The organism is Halomonas hibernica, from assembly GCF_013183775.1.
Lineage (GTDB): Bacteria > Pseudomonadota > Gammaproteobacteria > Pseudomonadales > Halomonadaceae > Vreelandella > Vreelandella citrativorans.
The window spans coordinates 25,073-44,599 of the sequence record NZ_VIFN01000004.1 but is presented as its reverse complement, the minus strand read 5'-3'; the positions used below and the strand labels follow the sequence as shown (position 1 = coordinate 44,599).

The 19,527-nt window shown below is 53.6% G+C and carries 12 protein-coding genes; 6 read left to right on the top strand and 6 right to left on the bottom strand.

The genetic code is table 11. The features are described 5' to 3' along the window. Positions 1–32: 32 nt before the first annotated feature. Positions 33–2,225 carry a tRNA(Met) cytidine acetyltransferase TmcA gene (locus FKN99_RS07870; RefSeq protein WP_172117352.1) on the bottom strand — a complete coding sequence of 731 codons (2,193 nt, stop codon included), beginning with the start codon at positions 2,223–2,225 and terminating at the stop codon, positions 33–35. A gap of 231 nt (positions 2,226–2,456) precedes the next feature. Here FKN99_RS07870 and FKN99_RS07865 point away from each other — a divergent pair, with 231 nt between their 5' ends. Further along, positions 2,457–4,157 carry an ABC transporter permease gene (locus tag FKN99_RS07865; protein ID WP_172117351.1) on the top strand — a complete coding sequence of 567 codons (1,701 nt, stop codon included), beginning with the start codon at positions 2,457–2,459 and terminating at the stop codon, positions 4,155–4,157. 6 nt (positions 4,158–4,163) lie between these two features. Here the strand turns inward: FKN99_RS07865 and FKN99_RS07860 are convergent, their stop codons facing one another. Then, complete coding sequence (locus FKN99_RS07860) at positions 4,164–5,264, bottom strand: ABC transporter ATP-binding protein (protein ID WP_172117350.1); 1,101 nt, start codon at positions 5,262–5,264, stop codon at positions 4,164–4,166. Between the two features lie 236 nt (positions 5,265–5,500). On the opposite strand from FKN99_RS07860, the gene FKN99_RS07855 reads away from it, so the two are divergent. Beyond that, on the top strand, positions 5,501–6,526 hold the full coding sequence (locus FKN99_RS07855) for a Fe(3+) ABC transporter substrate-binding protein (protein ID WP_172117349.1): 1,026 nt from the start codon (positions 5,501–5,503) through the stop codon (positions 6,524–6,526). 68 nt (positions 6,527–6,594) lie between these two features. Here FKN99_RS07855 and polA read toward each other — a convergent pair whose 3' ends face one another. Beyond that, positions 6,595–9,369: a DNA polymerase I gene (polA, locus tag FKN99_RS07850; protein ID WP_172117348.1), complete on the bottom strand. Its 2,775-nt coding sequence runs from the start codon at positions 9,367–9,369 to the stop codon at positions 6,595–6,597. A 163-nt stretch (positions 9,370–9,532) separates the two neighbouring features. On the opposite strand from polA, the gene FKN99_RS07845 reads away from it, so the two are divergent. Together FKN99_RS07845 and speA are read left to right on the top strand one after the other, a co-directional pair. Then, a complete protein-coding gene (locus FKN99_RS07845) occupies positions 9,533–10,492 on the top strand; it encodes a homoserine kinase (protein ID WP_172117347.1) in 960 nt (319 codons plus the stop codon). Continuing rightward, entirely contained in the window at positions 10,489–12,402 is a 1,914-nt protein-coding gene (gene speA / locus FKN99_RS07840) for a biosynthetic arginine decarboxylase (protein WP_172117346.1), read from the top strand. Before FKN99_RS07845 ends, speA begins: the two co-directional genes overlap by 4 nt. 94 nt (positions 12,403–12,496) lie before the next feature. Here the strand turns inward: speA and FKN99_RS07835 are convergent, their stop codons facing one another. From FKN99_RS07835 to FKN99_RS07825, 3 genes are all read right to left on the bottom strand, one after another. Then, complete coding sequence (locus tag FKN99_RS07835) at positions 12,497–13,162, bottom strand: fumarylacetoacetate hydrolase family protein (protein WP_172117345.1); 666 nt, start codon at positions 13,160–13,162, stop codon at positions 12,497–12,499. 116 nt (positions 13,163–13,278) lie between these two features. After that, positions 13,279–14,262 carry an ectoine hydroxylase gene (gene thpD / locus FKN99_RS07830; RefSeq protein ID WP_172117344.1) on the bottom strand — a complete coding sequence of 328 codons (984 nt, stop codon included), beginning with the start codon at positions 14,260–14,262 and terminating at the stop codon, positions 13,279–13,281. A 635-nt stretch (positions 14,263–14,897) separates the two neighbouring features. Then, positions 14,898–15,707 carry a Crp/Fnr family transcriptional regulator gene (locus tag FKN99_RS07825; RefSeq protein ID WP_172117343.1) on the bottom strand — a complete coding sequence of 270 codons (810 nt, stop codon included), beginning with the start codon at positions 15,705–15,707 and terminating at the stop codon, positions 14,898–14,900. A gap of 460 nt (positions 15,708–16,167) precedes the next feature. On the opposite strand from FKN99_RS07825, the gene FKN99_RS07820 reads away from it, so the two are divergent. Continuing rightward, positions 16,168–17,463 (top strand): ATP-grasp domain-containing protein, encoded by a 1,296-nt coding sequence (locus FKN99_RS07820; protein WP_253927001.1) that lies wholly within the window; start codon positions 16,168–16,170, stop codon positions 17,461–17,463. A gap of 11 nt (positions 17,464–17,474) precedes the next feature. Beyond that, complete coding sequence (locus FKN99_RS07815) at positions 17,475–19,517, top strand: CocE/NonD family hydrolase (RefSeq protein WP_172117342.1); 2,043 nt, start codon at positions 17,475–17,477, stop codon at positions 19,515–19,517. Positions 19,518–19,527 lie beyond the last annotated feature (10 nt).

The following is a 19,527-nucleotide window of genomic DNA, read 5'->3' as shown; positions in this document are numbered from 1 at the left end:
CTTCATTATCGGTAACCGACCCACTTTACTCCTCAAGGCGACGAGGGAAAAGCATGCATTGATGCCACCTGCCCCACCGCTTGGCGTAGTGCACGAACGGACGCATTATGCGCGGCGGCTAAAGGCTGATTTTGAAAGGCCCACGCCGCCAGCTGGTGATGCGCGGTTGCCATGCCTGATGAGGGCACGTGGCTGGCTTCTCGCGCTAGCGCTTGTAGCGCAGGCCGCGCCAGCGCCGGGTCACGATGCGCATAGGCGACATCGTTGATGGCTTGGCGCTCCTTTGCGGTTAGCGGCGTAGAAGGCAGTCCGCGTAGTAACAGTGTGACTACCTCGGCGGGCAGCGTGGTTAATTCAAACGCCAGCAAGCCAGGTAACGCAGCGCTGAACCCTGCCGTTAACGCATGCAATACCGCGTGTCCCTCAACGTTCAGCGCTTTGGCAACCATCACCGAAAATTCACCCGTGGCGGCTTCACGGGTGATGCCCAGCCGCACCGGCTGAAACCCTTGGGCAAGCCAGAAGCGTAGTAGCGACGCTTCGGCACCGAAGGTGGCGCCATAAAGCGCAATGCCTTGCTGCGTGGCCTCCTGAACATCCTCGGCAATAAGCTGTTGCCCCAGGCCTTCCCGGCGGCGGTCTGGATGAGTGGCGATACGCACGACACGTCGCCAGCGGGCGGTCAGTGCTGTACGGCTGCCCATGTGGGCGGCCAGCGACTGCGCCATCAAATGCCCTTGCGGGCGGCGCTCGCCCCGTGCGACTTGCTCGGCAAGCGAGGCATCAAAACCGCCCTCTTCTCGTGCCACTAGAACCGCTTGAGGGGCATGTTTGTGCCCCAGTAGACGCAGCGTGGTTCCGGGTCCGTCTAACAGCTGACGCACGTCACCTGGAGAGGTCCGGTAGTGAGACTGCACCAACAAGCCAAACAGCGCTTCAAGAGCAGCTTCCTCCTGGGCAAGGCAGGCACGTTCGAGTGTATATGAGCCATCCGCGTCATCGTCACGTTGCCCTAACGCTGGCAAAGGCGCCTTGAGTAGCAGCAACCGGTTAATCGCGGCTTCAAGAGGATCACCGGCACTCCAGCGAATGGGGGTGTCCAGCGTCAAGGCTTTCCATTGCGGCGTCAGCCGGGTCAATACGTCTTTAAAGCGCAAGGCAAACCCTCGCCCCGAACCTTCGTAGCCATCAACGGTGGTCGCAAACGCAATACGTGGAAACGCCGCCAGCCACTGACCCAACAAGGCAGCAGGAATCGCCGCGGCTTCATCCACCATTAAATAGCTGCCATCGCCTCCCAACTGTTTGGCCGCAACGTGCTCGGTCAATACATCCGGGGGCAAAAAGCTCAGCTCGCGGTTATCTGCGAGTTGAAAGCGCCCAGGAGCGATGCGCGCTCCGTCAGGGCACAGGGCTTCAAGCCGAGCGAACAGACTCTCCACGGCGCTTAACCTGGGAGCCGTCACAATGATATTCGAGGTCCCGTTTTCTAAAAGGCGTGCGCAAGCGATCCCAAGCGCGGCACTTTTACCCCGCCCACGATCAGCGGTAATCACCACCGGGCGGCGGCGCTTCAAACGTACAAGCTGGGCAACGATAGCCGATTGATCCGCCGTGAGACACGCGCTATCGCTAACGCTCTGTGGACAATTCGTGCTGGCGGGTAAACGGGGAAGCTTTGGCACTCCTGGGGCATGCCAAGGGATGACATCTGTACGCTCATAAAGCAGGCGAGCCAATCGCGCCAGATAGTGCGACGTTAACTGCTCCCAGTGCCAAGGGTGGTCAGCAAAACGCGCGTAATCCGGGTCCGGATGGTTACCCCAAGGCCTGGGTGTAATAAGCACCAGCAAGCCTCCCGCTATCAACGTGCCTGCCAGCGCGCCTAGCGCGTCAGGATCAAGGCCCGCCTCACCACTGGCATCCAGCACGATGAGCTGATGCTCTGCACCTAAACGCGTGCGCGCCTTACGGGGCGTTATCCAGGGCGCAACGGGCACATCATCGGCCTGATGAGCGACCCATAAAGGTGCTGTCCAGTTAGCCGCCTGCCATAGACGATGCGCGTGGGCACGGCATTCGCAAGGCCTACCGGCTAGCCATACCAGTTGACGCCAACGCCTCCTCTCCAGCCGCCTGGAATGAGCAACTAGCGCTTGAACTGACCGCTCACTAATCATGCTTAACGTTTCCGCCAGCCCGCTTGGTGGTGATAACCCTAGCATCAAGACTCCTGACACGCGTTATTGCTTAAAATACAGCTCGGAAAGTAGGTCTATTTTCGCCGTTTTTCCCCTTTGTACAACACTCATTGGCTAAACGGAGTGCTGATTACCTTAACGAGCGGTTGGGCGTGGAGATAGCTGCAGCCACACTACCCAAGTGATACCATTTACAGCTGTTATTTTTTCGCATTGACGAGTCAGCCTGCCAGCCTCGTCTTAGGAGACAACGACGTGCCCATTCCCGCTCGCCGTTCACGATTGGCGCTACTCGCTGACGGTATATCCCGCTTTAGGCTATCACTCACACCCTGGTCATGTGCGTTGTTCTTGATTGCGCTGACGGTGGCATTGCCGATTCTGGTTGTCTTGAGCTATATCTTTGTGCCGACGGAAGGCGTCTGGCAGCACTTGGCGAGCACCGTGTTGAGCCGCTATCTATCGAATACCTTTTGGCTTGTGCTCTGGGTGGGGCTGGGCACGTTAATCCTGGGCGCCGGTAGCGCTTGGCTGGTGGTGATGTGTCGCTTCCCAGGCAAACGAATCTTTGAGTGGGCACTTTTATTACCGCTGGCGGTGCCGACCTATGTCATCGCCTACTCTTACACGGATTTTTTGCAGGTGGCGGGGCCGCTACAGAGTGCGCTTCGCGGGTGGTTTGACTGGCAATACGGCGACTACTATTTCCCCAACGTGCGCTCGTTAGGCGGCGCCGCGACGCTGATCACGTTTGTGCTGTATCCCTACGTTTATTTGCTCGCCCGCGCCTCCTTTCTTGAGCAATCGGTATGCGTACTCGATGTAGGGCGCACGCTGGGTCGCGGCCCCTGGCATCTGTTTGCAAGCGTTGCCCTGCCGCTGGCGCGCCCCGCCCTGGTGGGTGGCGTTTCGCTGGTGCTGATGGAAACTCTCAACGAGTTTGGCGCGGTGCAGTTTTTTGGCGTGGATACCTTTACCACCGGCATTTACCGCACCTGGTTTGGGCTGGGCGAGCCCGTGGCAGCCGCTCAACTGGCGGCCTGTTTGCTGACATTCGTGATTGTACTGGTGCTGCTGGAGCGCTTCTCGCGCGGGAAGCGGCGCTATTTTCATACCACCAACCGCTACCAGCAGTTGCCCGAGTACCGCCTGCATGGTTGGCGCGCCCTCGGCGCAACACTCGCCTGCTTGTTGCCTATTGTGATTGGTTTTTTATTGCCGAGCGGCATCTTGCTGAACCTTGCCATTCAGCAGGGCGACGCCCTGCTGGGCACGCGCTTTATCCGCTTCGCTACCAACAGCTTAAGCCTTGCCATGGTCGCGGCGCTGATTGCCGTGGGCCTAGCGGTGCTGTTGAGCTATGGCGTCCGGCTACATAACTCGCCCGGGGCCCGGCTATTTACCCGAATCGCCGCGATGGGCTATGCCATTCCCGGCTCGGTGGTTGCAGTAGGTATCTTGATTCCCTTTGCCTGGCTGGATAACACGCTGAATACGTGGCTACACGCCCACTACGGAAAAATTATCGGCCTGGTGTTTAGCGGCTCGGCGTTTATTTTAATTTATGCCTATGTCGTGCGCTTTTTGGCCGTGTCATTTAATGCGGTTGAGGCAAGCCTGGGCAAAGTGACGCCCAATATGGACGCCGCCTCGCGCACTTTAGGCCAAACTGCGGGCGGCACGCTGCGCCGTATTCATACGCCGCTGATGCGTAGCAGCCTGCTGGCCGCCGGAATTCTCGTGTTTGTGGATGTGATGAAAGAGCTGCCCGCGACGATTATCCTCCGGCCGTTTAACTTCGATACTCTGGCGGTACGTGCTTATAGCCTGGCGTCTGATGAGCGCTTGGCTGAGGCCTCCACCGCGTCGCTGGCTATTGTGGTGGTCGGCATCTTACCGGTGATTCTGCTTAGCCTGGCCATGCGCCGGGCGCGGCCCGGCAGCCATGCTCAGTAAATCTACCTAGGCTTCATCCTGAAAAACAAACACCTGAGAGTGGTCCAGGTCGATATCAATCGGCTGGCCCTCCTGGGGTAGAAAGACGCCGGGCACGCGGGCATGTAGATGCGCCTCCTGGCCATCAGCCCCGTGGGCGCACAAATGAATGAGGCTAGAACGCCCGAGTAGCTTTGCCATGACCACGTGGCTATGGCGGTGGACGGCTGCGGGCAAGTCGCGTTCCTGAAGCCGCAGCGCCTCAGGGCGAATCATAATCCGCGCCTTACTGCCTTCGGGCAGCCAACTGGCATCTATCTCGCCTACCGGGGTCTGCACACTGCCCTGCTTAACCGTGCCGCTGAGCTCATTTACTTCACCAAAAAAGGTCACCACAAACGGGTCGACCGGTGTGCAGTAAAGCTCGCGCGGCGTGCCCGTTTGAATAATTCGGCCATCGCGCATGAGGGCAATTCGGTCAGCCATAAACATGGCTTCTTCCGGGTCGTGGGTCACCAGTAACGTGGCTGACCCCAGTTTTTTCAGCACGTGCAGCGTGTCGTCGCGAATGCGGTCACGCAGGCGTGCATCCAGGCTTGAAAAGGGCTCGTCGAGTAGCATCAGCTTGGGTGTTGGCGCAAGCGCCCGGGCCAAGGCGACGCGCTGCTGTTGCCCGCCAGACAGCATGTGCGGGTAAGTATCGATGTAATCCGCCATCCCCAACTGAGTCAACAGCTCGACCGCGCGTTCACGGCGCTGACGCGCGGGCATCTGTTTGAGCCCAAAGGTGACGTTTTCCAGCACACTTAAGTGCGGGAAAAGCGCCGAGTCCTGAAATGCCAAGCCGACATTACGCTTTTCCGGCGGAAGGTGGCGTTGGCCGGGTGATGCGACAGCCTGCCCTTCCAGGCTAACGCTACCTTGTTGAAGGGCTTCCAGCCCTGCGGCAATACGTAATAGCGTGGTTTTACCGCATCCCGATGGCCCCAGCAGGCACACGACTTCTCCAGGGGAAATCTCTAACGAGACACCTTTCACCACCTGGTTTGCCGCATACGTATGGTGAACATCGTGTAGCGAAAGCGCCTGTAGTGTGGCGTTATCGGGTGCTGATACGGTTACTGCCATAATGTCACCATGTTCTCGTTGAACCAGCGTCTCACTTAGCCAGCACTTTTGGCGTGCTGCTAGGCAGGCTGCGTTGAATATCAACACCATTGTATTTTTCATTCGCTTGATATGCACGCAGGGTTGCACAACCACGAACACCTTGTTCTTTTTTCCCTTGACGCGGGTACTGCGAAAGTATTCAATACTAAAACTTAATGCAACTTATTCTCATAATCATTTAGGACGCTAACTATATGAAAACAACACGTCTTTCAGTCTCTATCGCCGCCATTCTTGCGGGCGCTGCTGTATCAAGTACAGCACTTGCCGATGCGGTTAACATTTACTCTGCCCGCCACTACGATTCGGATGAAATCCTCTATAAAGCGTTCACCGACGAGACGGGCATCGAAGTGAACGTTCTGGAAGGCGACTCCGACCAACTGATGGAGCGCATGCAGCGTGAGGGCATTGCCAGCCCCGCCGACGTCATGCTGACGGTCGATGCGGGCCGTTTATGGCGCGCCGAGCAGGACGGTCTGTTCCAAAGCGTGGATTCTGAGGTACTGAGCGAGCGTCTGCCGGAGTCAATGCGCCAGCCTGACAATTTATGGTTTGGCTTTAGCCAGCGTGCACGGGTAATTTTCTATAACCGCGATAACTTCGACCCCAGCCAGATCGAAAGCTACGAAGATTTAGCCGATCCTCGGTTTGAAGGCCAGTTGTGCATTCGCTCCTCCAACAACATCTATAACCAGTCGCTGCTTGCCTCCATGATTGAGCATCACGGTGAAGAGGGTGCAGAAGAGTGGGCCCAGGGCGTGGTTAACAACCTGGCACGTAACCCGGAAGGTGGTGATACTGACCAGATTCTTGGGGTCGCTAGTGGCGAGTGTGACTTGGCCGTTGCCAACCACTACTACTATGTTCGTATGCTCCATTCCGACAACGAGTCTGACCGTGAAGCAGCGCGCAAGGTGGGGGTAATTTTCCCCAACCAGAACGACCGTGGCACCCACGTTAACGTTGGCGGTGCAGGCCTGGTAGCCAATGCGCAAAACCCGGAAAACGGCATTAAATTCCTGGAGTTCTTATCATCTGATGGCGCCCAGGAAATCTTCGCCGAGCGTAACTATGAGTTCCCGGTCGTCGACGGTGTCAAGAAAGACCCGGTATTAGAGTCATGGGGTGACTTCAAAAAGGATGAGCTGAATATTAATGTGCTGGGTGAGAATAACCCCGAAGCCATTCGTATTTTTGACCGCGTCGGCTGGCGCTAAGCCCTCCCCACGCATACAAAACGGCCCGCCACTTGGCGGGCCGTTTTCATGTGCGCACTATTTACTTTTTAATGCGCTTCATCCCAATTAACCCCGCTTTCGGCTTCGACAATCAGCGGCACTTTAAGCTCGGCGGCGGCTTGCATACGCGTTTGCACTTCACCAATAAACGCTTCCACCTGCTCTTCTTTCACCTCAAACACCAGTTCATCATGTACTTGCATGACCATCAGCGCATCGAACTCGCCCTCTGCAAGCCAAGCGTCCACGTCGATCATGGCTTGTTTGATGATATCCGCGGCGGTGCCCTGCATGGGCGCGTTGATCGCGGTACGCTCGGCGCCCTGACGGCGGTTGCGGTTTTGCGAGTGGATTTCCGGCAGGTACAGGCGGCGCCCCAGCACGGTTTCCACAAACCCATCTTCCGCGGCCTGGGTGCGAATCCGGTCCATATAGCGAGCCACGCCTGGGTAGCGGTCAAAGTAGCGGTCGATATAGGTTTGCGCCTGATTGCGCTCGATATGCAGCTGGCGCGCAAGGCCCCACGCGCTCATACCGTAAATCAGCCCGAAGTTAATCGCTTTAGCACTACGCCGCTGATCACTGGACACTTTGTCCAGCGCGGTGCCGAAGACTTCCGCGGCAGTGGCCGTGTGGATATCGCGATTCTCGGCAAACGCTTCCAGCAGGCCCTTGTCTTCTGAAAGGTGCGCCATGATGCGCAGCTCGATCTGCGAGTAGTCAGCGGCAACAATGCGATAGCCGGGCCGGGCAATGAACGCCTGACGAATCTTGCGCCCCTCTTCGGTGCGAATGGGGATGTTCTGCAGGTTCGGGTCCGATGAAGAGAGACGACCGGTGGCGGTGACCGCCTGGTGATAACTGGTGTGTACCCGGTTATTTGCCTTGTTGATCAAGCGCGGCAGCTTATCGGTGTAGGTGGACTTCAACTTGGAAAGCCCGCGATGCTCCATGATGACCTTGGGCAGCGGGTAATCCAGCGCCAGCTCCTCAAGCACCGCTTCGGCCGTTGATGGCGCGCCTTTGGGTGTTTTCTTGAGAACAGGGATCTTCAGCTCGTTAAACAGAATTTCGCCTAACTGCTTGGGCGAGCCAAGATTAAACTCACGCCCGGCCAGGTCAAACGCTTCAATTTCCAGTTCACGAATGCGCTTATCCAGCTGCTGGCTCTGCGCGTGTAGGCGCTCAGCATCTATCGCCACGCCGTTACGCTCAATGCGGGAAATTACCTTGATCAGCGGCAGTTCCAGGTGATCCAGCACCTGGGCCAGGCGCCCCTCTTTGTCTACCTGCGGGCGCAACACATCGTACAAGCGCAGGGTAATATCGACGTCTTCACAGGCGTAGGGCGCTGCCTGCTCTAACGCTATCTGGTTGAAGGTCAGCTGCTTGGCGCCTTTACCAGCGATCTCTTCAAACGAGGTGGTTTTCTCGCCCAGGTACTTAAGTGCCAGCGAATCCATGTCGTGGCGCGTCGCTGTGGAATTCAATACATAAGAGGCCAGCATGGTATCGGCCAGCGTTCCAGCAACGATAATGTCGTAGTTGGCCAATACGGAAATATCGTACTTGAGGTTCTGGCCAATCTTGATGGTCTTTTGATCTTCGAACAGCGGTTTAAGCGCAGCTAAAACCTTGGCTCTATCCAACTGAGCGGGAGCATCCAAATAGTCGTGGGCCAGCGGAATATAGGCCGCTTCACCGGCGTCGAGCGCCAGGCCAATTCCCACAATTTCGGCTTCCATGTAATTCAGGCTGGTCGTTTCCAGGTCAAAACAGAACCGCTTGGCGCTTTTTAAGCGCTTGAGCCAAGCGTCCAGTTCGCTTTGCTCAACGATGACATGGTCCTGGCGCTCTTGAGGGCTGGCTGACTGCGCATCACTGGTTTCCTCAGCATCGTCAGATACCGGTTCGCCGCCTTTTACGTCATCCACGCCTTCATCTTTTCCCTCCAGCAGTTCAGCCAGCCACTGCCTGAATTCAAGCTCTTTATAAAGCGCAACCAGCTGTTCGCGATCCGGGTGCGCAATATCTAAATTATCCAGCCCAACCGGCAGATCGCAGTCGACTTTGATGGTGGCGAGCTGATAGGAGAGATAGGCCTGCTCACGGTGCTCTTCAAGCTTTTTGGATAACGTTTTGGCCCCACGAAACGAGAGCGTTTTAACCCGCTCTAAATCCCCGTAAATGGTATCCAGCCCGCCGCCCATTCCCTGCAGCAGCCCCAAGGCGGTTTTCTCGCCCACACCCGGCACGCCCGGGATGTTATCGACCTTATCGCCCATCAAGGCGAGGTAATCGATAATCAGAGCAGGCGGCAAACCAAACTTGCCTTCCACACCGGCCTCATCCAAGGTTTCATCTTTCATGGTATTGACCAGCGTGATATGCGCATTCACCAGCTGCGCCATATCTTTATCGCCGGTGGAGATCACTGCATCCCGACCCGCCTGCGTGGCACGGTGCGCTAACGTACCTATCACGTCATCCGCCTCCACGCCGTCAATGCATAAAAGTGGCAAGCCAAGCGCCTTTACGCAGGCATGCAGTAGGGCGACCTGGCTGCGTAAATCATCCGGCATCGGTGGGCGATGCGCCTTGTAGTCTTCAAAGAGCTCATCACGGAAGGTTTTGCCCGGCGCATCAAACACCACCGCCATTGGGCTTTGCGGATAATCCTTTATGAGCCGTTTGAGCATGTTCAGCACGCCCTTAACGGCTCCCGTCGGTTGGCCATTAGAGGTTGTTAACGGCGGCAGCGCGTGGAAGGCACGATACAAGTACGAGGAACCATCGACGAGCACGATCGGGGCACGGGCCATAACCAATATCCATTGCAAAAAAAGTATAGGGTCATGATACGCGCTAAGCGCCAGCGGCTGAAATAAACTGGCGGATACAAATACGCTTAAGCGCTTAACAACGCTGCCAACTCAGCCAGCAAGCCGCTACAATAATCAGCTTAGCAACCTGGGCGAGACTTTCATGGCTGTATTCACCCCGCTTAGCGACGCACAGGTCGCTACGTTTTTAGACAACTTTGATGTTGGTGGCTTTGTATCTCTGCAAGGAGTCGCGGGCGGCACCGAAAATTCAACGTTTTTTGTTACCACGCAGCGCCGAGAACTGGTGCTCACCCTGTTTGAACAAGGTGAACATGAAGAGCTGCCGTTCTTCGTCGACCTGCTGGACTACCTGGATGAACACCGTTTGCCAGTGCCAGGCCCGGTTCATGACCGCGATGGCATTGCACTGCACAGCCTGGCGGATAAACCGGCCCTGCTATTTCCGCGTATGCCGGGCCGTCATCCCGTCGCCCCTAACCTGGCGCAGTGCCGGGCGCTTGGGGACACGCTGGGGCGTTTGCATGTGATCTCACAGCACTTCTCCGGCCATCGTCCGAACCCCCGCGACTTGCACTGGCTACAGGCCATGCACCATAAAGTATTGGCGTACTTAAGCCCTGATGATCAGGCATTAATGAAAAACGAAGTCGAGGATTTTGAAAGCGCCTTCAGTCAGTACGCCAAGCTGCCCCAAGGGGCTATCCATGGTGACCTGTTTCGCGACAACACGCTGTTCGATGGCGATCAGCTTGGCGGCATCATTGATTTTTATAATGGCTGTACTGGTGACCTACTGTTTGATCTCGCCATCGTGATTAACGACTGGGCATCAAATGAAGACGGCACGCTCAATGCAGAGCGCTATAATGCCTTGCTGGGGGCTTACCTGGCACGCCGACCACTCACCCACGAGGAGCGTGACGTATGGCCGATAATGCTGCGCATGACGGCGCTACGCTATTGGTTATCGCGCCTGCTGGTCGTCTACGTTGACCCACCGGCTCACGATTTAACACCTCACGACCCCGAGCGTTTTCATACCATCTTAAACGCGCGCATTGCGTATGGCGCCTTACCTCTTCCTGAGGCTGACTTATGAGTGCAACGCAAAGTGGGTCAGCACTAAGTGCTCGCCGCACATGGAATATCGACCAATGGGGCAGCGGCTACTTTGATGTAGACGACCACGGCCAAGCGCTGGTGCGCCCCTTGGGCAGCGACGCCGAAGGCCCTACCCTGCCCCTGCGTGAGCTGGTTACTCAGTTGCAGGAGGCGGGCCTACGCTTGCCTGTTCTGGTGCGCTTTAGCGATATTCTGCACGACCGGGTTGAACAGCTGTGCGGCGCCTTTGATGCTGCCATGAGTGATATTGACTACCAGGGCGGCTACACGGCGGTTTACCCCATCAAGGTCAACCAACAGCGCCGCGTGGTCGAGGAAATTCTGGCGACTTCCGAGCGCGGTAATGGCCGAGTAGGCCTGGAAGCAGGCAGCAAGCCCGAGCTTCTTGCCGTGCTTGCTCTCTCGGGCGGCGGGTCATCGCTAATCGTGTGTAACGGCTACAAGGACCGTGAGTACGTGCGCCTTGCCCTGCTGGGTGAGAAGCTTGGCCACCGTGTTTACCTGGTCGTGGAAAAGCTCTCCGAGCTTGCGATGATCATGGAAGAGGCCCGGGAGCTGGGTGTTACACCGCGTATTGGCCTGCGTGCGCGCCTGGCCTCAGTGGGGAAAGGCAAGTGGCAAAATACCGGCGGCGAAAAGTCCAAGTTCGGCCTAACTGCCAGCCAAATTCTGGAAGTGGTGGAAACGCTGCGCGCCCAGGACGCCTTGGCAAGCCTGCAACTGGTGCATTTCCACTTGGGCTCGCAGATCGCCAATATTCGCGACATTCAGCGCGGTCTGCGTGAGTGCGCCCGTTTTTATGAAAACCTCATCACTCTGGGTGCGCCCATTGATACGGTCGATGTGGGCGGCGGCCTGGGCATTGACTATGAAGGCACTCGCTCGCGCAGTTACTGCTCTGCCAACTACTCGATGCGCGAATATGCCCGTAACGTAGTGAGCGCCTTTGCTCAGCTGTGCGAAGAGTCCCATTTACCTCAGCCCCATTTAATCAGCGAATCGGGCCGAGCATTGACGGCCCACCACGCGGTGCTTATTACCAACGTGATTGGCGAAGAGCGCATTGATGATACGCCGCCCGAGAAGGCGCCTCAGGACGATATACAGGTTGATGCCCTGTGGCGCGTGTTCGACCAGCTTGCCACGCCTCAGGAGCCGCGCATGCTGGTCGAGGCCTGGCATGACCTCTTGCAGGCAGTAAGCGAGTTACAGGACAGATTTGTGCTGGGCCTGAGCGATATCAATGCCCGTGCCGAAGGCGAGCGCCTGTATTTGGCCGCCTGTGCGCGTTTGCGCAGTCAATTGGATACTCGTAATCGGGCACACCGCGAAATTATGGACGAGCTGGCCGAGAAGCTGGCTGACAAGCTGTTTGTTAACTTTTCGCTGTTCCAGTCGGTGCCTGATGTGTGGGGCATTGAGCAGATTTTCCCGGTGCTGCCATTAAGCGGGTTGAATCAACCCCCAACACGCCGTGCTGTCATTCAGGATATTACCTGCGATTCAGACGGACGTATCGACAGCTACGTTGATGGACAAGGTGTAGAAAGCACCCTGCCCCTTCCCGAATGGCCCTCGGAAGATGAGCGCTGGCTAGGCTTTTTCCTGGTGGGGGCGTATCAAGAAATTCTGGGTGACTTGCATAACCTGTTCGGCGATACCGACTCGGTTGACGCCGCATTAAACGAGCACGGCGAGTGGGTGCTTTCCAATCCGCTGGCGGGTGATACCGTTGCCGATGTACTGGCCTACGTCAACTTTGACGCCAAGGAACTTATGCAAAAGCTGACTGAGCAGATCGTCAATAGCGATTTCTCAGAGCAAGAGCAGGAAAGCTTTGCGGCAAGCCTGCACGAAGGACTGGAAGGCTATACGTATTTAGAGTAACGCTATCGCCTTACTTTTTTGCCTTACTTTTCAGCACCAATAGAAAGCGTCCCCCCTGGACGACCAAGGGGCGCTTTCACTATGCAACGCTGGCTTATTCAGTAACAGTGGTTGTCACTTCCAGACCACCGGTCAGCGTTAAGCGCAGTGATGTGCCTCGAGTTAACTCACCGACACCGGCGGGGGTGCCAGTTAAAATGACATCGCCCGGCTCAAGCGTGAAATGACGGCTCATTTCCGCGACCAGCGAGGGAATCGCAAAGATCATATCCGAACCTTCCCCATGCTGGCGCGCTTCACCATCAACCTCCAGCGTAAAGGCCAGCGCATTCCAGTTGGGTACTCGGCTTAGCGGCAGGAATCTGGATAGCGGGCAAGACCCATCAAAACCCTTGGCAATCTCCCACGGGTGGCCCTTCTCTTTCAGCTTCGTTTGTACATCGCGTAGTGTTAAATCGAGCGCTAAACCAATACCCACAATCGCACGTTCCGCTTCATCCGGCGTCGCGTGGGTGAGGGTTTCCCCAACTAACAGGGCCAGTTCGGTTTCGTAGTGTACATCGCCTTGAGAAAAAGGCGGGCTCAGCGGCTGCTCTATATCCACGACACTCGTCGCAGGCTTAATAAATAACAGCGGCTCGCTGGGAACGGGATTATCCAGCTCTTTCGCGTGATCAGCATAGTTGCGGCCAACACATACGACTTTGCCCAATGCATGGGGAAATGCCTGACCGTCAGTAAATTGTGGAACAAGACGCATGGCGGGTACTCTCCTTCTCATTATACGTGCCGCGTTCTTAACAACAGACGCAACAGTTTACCCTACCTATGTGCATGTTCCACAACCTAATACGAGGTTATCGTTCATCCTCCCAATCACTTATCGACTCGCCACTCTTGGCCTGGGTCATGGGCCAGAAAGTCCGGACGCTGCTGCGGGGCCGCATACGGCTCGCGGCAGCGATTATCGGGGCGGTTAAAGACGAAGAACACGTTACTGCGCGGGTCCGGCGACAAGTTAGCGTTTGAGGCATGCAGTGTATTGCAATCAAACAGCAATAGCCCACCGGCCTTACCTTTCGGCGCTTCAATACCGTGCTCGGCAACCAGTTCAGTGAGAGCCTCTGGGCTTGGCACGCCCACTTCCTGCGCTTTCAACGAACGCTTATGGTTATCCATTGGCGTCTCCCCCATGCAGGGCACAAACTTCTTGTGCGAGCCAGGAATCAGCATCAGCGGGCCATTAAATTCGTGATTATCGGTCAGGATCAAGGACGCACTCACTGCATGCATGCCGGGCATACCATCCTCAGCGTGCCAGGTCTCAAAATCCGAGTGCCAGTTAAAGCCCTTACCGGCGAACCCTGGCTTGTAGTTAATCCGTGACTGATGCACATAAGGATCATCACCAATCACCTGCCGAGCAGCACCTGCCACGCGCTCATCTCTGGCCAGCGCGCCCAAGCGTTCTGAAAGGTGGTGTACCGCAAACAGTGAACGAATTTCATTACTTTCAGGCTCAGTAATACTGAAGTCTTTATCGCGGTAAGCATCCGTACTCATAAGTGCCTGCATCTCAGCACGCAGCTCATCAAGCTCACTACCGCTAATCAGATTCGGGATAAACAAAAAGCCTTTACGTTCAAATTCATCCAGTTGAGGTTCGCTTAAAGGTCCTGCCAAGTGGCGCCCTTTCACAACGGCGTCCTGACGCGCCTGCCAAAGCGCTTGAGGAGGCTGTGCCAAGCGCGATGGATAGGGGTCATAAAATTTTGCATGTTGCGAAGAGGGCGAATCCGCTAACTCGCTGTAATGCTTATGGGCGGTCACATTATGAAAAGATAGATTGCTGACTGTCATCTAATCCACTCCTTGTATGATTAAATTTCAGACCAATGTCATTGCCATAACAAGGTAGCTAACTTATACGTCTCTGCAAGGCATAACACAGCCTTTATAACGTGGATTAAACCAACATCGCTTAAGCGATTTTTAACGTTTTAATAAAGTAAAGCTTAACCAAACCCGTCAATCACTTACAACACCCAATCAAAATTGACTGAAAACGCCAACCCTAAAGATAACAAACATTGAGTTTTCACGAATTATAAAAAAGATTTCTTACTGCTCTATCAAAGCCACCTTTCGCTATTTAAATGTCTGACCAGTTTTCATACTTGGACCGTAGCGATGGAAAACATCCTTGCCACCACATTGACGCTTTAAGGGATTATCAGCACTAACTTTAACACACTTTACCAACTCAAATCAGCCATGCGGTTTCATGCTATCCAAGTCATGCCAACAGCCCTCTCCAGTGGAGAGGGCTTTAGAAAGTGGCAATTTCATTCTAGACGACCAACATTTAAACCAAAAAACAACTACGACAACAGCTTAACAAAACCAACCAAAAGAAAATACGATTCACTGATCAATTATCGTAACTCTTTCATTAAAAAACCATAACATACGGCTACTCAAAAACGGATATAGCGTTACTCTATAAGGACATGACCATAAATAAACTCACTATCAAAACCTGTTGCTGCCGCCATTTCCTCCGCCTTAAGGAGCTTAATACTACTCCGTGTTTTACGTATAAACTTCTTTTGCTCCAGCGCGGTCATGCAGCGGCTAACATGGACACTAGTAATGCCTAATAGCTCGCCTACCACGTCCTGGGTAATAGGAAATGCGTAAATATTGGTCTTCAACAACCCTTTAAAGCAGAACCGTGTATAAATTTCTAATAAAAAGTGGGCAACACGCTCTTCAGAGCGGTGGTGCGTACAGCTTCTTAATCGTTCAATCGTAATATTGTCATTGACCATGATATAGGACATTACCGCTTTTCTAACGTCCATATCGGTTTTAAAAAGTTTATGTATATCTTCGACCGATATTTTTTCAAACTTACAGTTAGTAAGCGCTAGTATAGTAATATCGTGGTTGTCAAAAAAGCTTTCTCGAACACCGATGATATCGCCAGGCATAAATACATTACATATATCCTGGCCTCGCTTATCGGTGGCATGGCAAAGGCTCGCCCATCCTTCTTTTACTAGAAACATATCGGCCCGGCCATCACATAATGAGAGCATCTTTTGATTTCTCTTTAATTCGACCGGTTTTTTGCGCGTTGACCGCAAGCTTTCTAAAGAGTCGCTGCCCAAATCTCCATACAACCCCAGAACACTCTCTAGTGTTATATCAAAACTCAAGGCATCGAAATCATCAGTGCCACCATTAAAGCTAAAGCTTTTTTTGTCCATAATATCGTAATTTCCTGCCATTACCTTATCCATTTCTACACTCCTTTGTAGTTAGACGTAAGCTATACATGATAGCCAAAAGGTAAAAAGTTTATATAACTAAAATAGGTAAGAGGCAAAAAAAATATAGTCAACGAAAAAAAGATAAACAAGGATTATTTATTTTCCCCACTTGGATAAAGGATGTTACTAAACTATTAAGCGATAAAAATTAACAATTGTTAACATTTTTATATTAATTTGTATCATCAATCATCGATTTACGTTTTTCAGGTAACACAGGTTTGAAAAAAAGCGTTACGTTTACAAACAAAATGAAACTTACCGGGTCATAAACAAAGGTCAGCTAACAACAAGACAACTTATAAGCAAGTTAACTAATAAAGTCATAGATTGATCTTTAATAAATTACATATATCAAGGATAAACGCTACCAGCTGTCTTACGCTAATGATGCGGCATTAGGAGAACAACCTTATTCACGGAGAGAATAATGATGAAACGTAATATTTTTGTAATTGCTCTAGAAGATAAGCAGCGTCATGCGATGGAGACCTTGCGTGAGGCAAAAGCATTAAATATTCATGAGCTGCTGAGCGTGGATACCGCGGTTGAGGCTGAAGAGCTATCGTTTAATCAGCTTTTTGAAGAGATCAAGGCGAAACTAGACAGCTTCTCAGGGTCAATAGATGGCATTATCGCGCAGTGGGATTTTCCCACCAGCGTACTCGTTCCTCTCCTCTGCCAGCATTATGACCTTCCTTCTCCTTCTATTAAGAGCGTTTTAACGTGTGAACATAAGCTCTGGAGCCGCCTGGAGCAGCAAAAGGTGATTCCTGATGTGGTGCCTGCCTTCTGTGGTGTCGATCCTTTCAAAGATAATCCGATTGACCAGGTAGCCCTCGACTTTCCCTTTTGGATAAAACCGGTAAAGGCCTTCTCTTCTCACTTGGGATTTAGGGTGGAGAATCAGGCGCAGTTTGACCATGCGATTGAAGAAATACGCATGGGCATTCGTCAATTGGGCGACCCTTTTAACGAAGCGCTTGCGTATGCTGACCTGCCCGAGGAGATTCAAGCGCTGGATGGTAACTCCTGCATTGTTGAAGAGATCGTCAAGGGTGTACAAGCCGCGCCTGAAGGTACGGTTTTTAAGGGCGAGTTCAACGTGCACGGTATTATCTCCCAACCTAAATCGGATGGGTCACAAACACTTTTTGACCGCTTGGAGTATCCAAGCAACCTGCCTGAACATGTTCACCACAAAATGGTAGAAACGGCCAAAATGTTTCTTACCCATATTGGCTACGATAATGGCTGTTTTAACGCTGAATTTATGTGGGACGAGGCGACTGACAATCTTTGGCTGATTGAAGTTAATACACGTATTTCTCAGTCACATAGCGAGATATTTGTCCTGGTTGACGGCATGTCCAACCATGAAGTGGCTATCGATATTGCCTTGGGACAACGTCCTTCACTATTAAACCGCCAAGGCGTGGCGCCTGTGGCGGCAAAATGCTTTATTCCCTACGCCCATGAGGATGGCATCGTGACGCGGGTGCCTAGTCAGGAAAATATACAGGCGCTTCAACAACGCTTACCGCACACCGATGTCTGCCTTGATGTTGCTCCAGGCCAACGCCTTGGCGATTTACTGCATCAGGACAGCTTTTGTTATCGACTAGGCACGCTTTACATCACCGGCAATAACCACGAGGAGATCGAAGAGAACTATAAATTTTGTTTGGATTTTTTAGATTTTGAGATCGAAAAAGTGGATCTTTAAAAGGAGGTAGCATGGAAGTTATCAATGACTTTCCTTATAACGTCCGCGAGATAGAAAACGTCTTTATTCCTATGCGTGATGGCAAGCAGTTGGCCGCGCGCATCTGGCTCCCCGAGGCAAGCCTGGCGTCGCCTCTTCCCGCGATTATGGAGTACATCCCTTACCGCAAGCGCGATATTACGCGAGGCCGCGATGCATCCAATCACCCTTACCTTGCTGGTCATGGCTATGTGTGTGTTCGTGTGGATATGCGCGGTAGCGGTGACTCTGATGGCGTATTAACGGATGAGTACACCCAGCAAGAGCAGCTTGATGCGGTGGATGCGATCGAGTGGATTGCCCGCCAGGCCTGGTGCGATGGCAATGTCGGCATGATGGGTATTTCCTGGGGCGGCTTTAATAGCCTGCAAGTCGCTGCTAAACAGCCGCCTGCTCTTAAAGCCATTATCAGCCTCTGTTCAAGCGACGACCTGTATGCCGACAATATGCACTACATGGGAGGCTGCCTACTGGGAGACAATTTGTCGGAAGCGACCGTAATGCTGGCGTTTAACGCCCTGCCCCCGGATCCTTTGATAGTGGGCGACCGCTGGCGGGACATGTGGCATGAACGCATGGAAGACAGCGGCCTTTGGATTGACAAGTGGCTTCGCCACCAGCGCAGGGATGCGTACTGGACCACCAGCTCAGTGTGTGAAAATTATGATGCTATTCGGTGTCCGGTTTATGCGATTGGTGGGTGGGCCGATGGTTTTACCAATACCGTCTTCAGATTAATGGAGCATCTAGATGTTCCGCGTAAAGGTTTAATTGGCCCCTGGGGTCATAAGTACCCTCACCAGGGAATACCCGGGCCCGCCATTGGTTTTTTACAAGAAGCACTGCGCTGGTGGGATTATTGGCTGAAAGGTGATGACAACGGCATTATGGATGAACCCATGCTGCGCGCCTGGGAGCAGGATAGCGTACCACCTGACAACGCTTATGAAGAAAGACCCGGCCGCTGGTTAACAGAGTCCGAGTGGCCATCGAGTAATTTGCAAGAGCAGTGTTTTGTCTTGTCGCCTTACCGACTTACTCCCCAAACCTGCTCAGTTGGTACGTCTGAACCTAACGTTGAGCCCGTCACGATGGGGCTACAGTCGCCGTTAAGCGTTGGCTTGTCAGCCGGAAAATGGTGCTCCTACGCCGCAACACCTGACTTACCCGGCGACCAGCGCGAAGAAGACGGCGGCTCCCTTATTTTTAGTACAGATGCATTAACAGAGTCGTTAAATATCTTTGGCACGCCTTCTTTAGAGTTGGAAGTTTCCAGTAATCAACCACAGGCCATGTTGGCCGTCAGGCTTTCTGATGTGGCGCCGGATGGGAAAGCAACTCGCGTCACCTATGGCCTGTTAAACCTTACCCACCGTGATAGCAATGCAGAGCCAACGCCGCTTGAACCGCATCGCACCTACCGGGTGACGATAGAGATGAACGGTATTGCCCAGAAATTTCCCGCAGGACACCAATTACGGCTTTCTATTTCAACCTCTTACTGGCCCCTTGCCTGGCTCCCTCCCAAGCCTGCCCAAGTGGATATGACTTTTAACCAGTGCGTACTTAAACTACCGGTGCGTACCGCAGACCATCATGGGGATGGCTTAACGCATTTTGGAGCGCCCCAGTCGGCACCGCCTCTTGAGATCACTCACTTGGCACCCAGCAAGCATAATTGGTTGCTGCATCAAGATCTGGCGGCCAAGGGTTCAACGCTGGAAGTCATCAATGACCAAGGGTGCTTTCGCATTAACGATACCGGTACAGAGATTCATCGGTGCGCCCGCGAATATTACACCACGGTAGGGAATGATTTTGCGTCAGCACGTGGCGAGACGATGACGGAAAGCTCGTTTCAGCGGGATGACTGGCATACAGAAGTGTATACCCGGACCGTGCTGAGCTGCACTGAAACGAACTTTATTATTCATGCCCAGATGGATGCTTATGAAGGGCAGTATCGGGTATTTTCCAAAAACTGGGAGTCTACAATTCCACGCGACCTGCTGTAGAAAAGTTGGC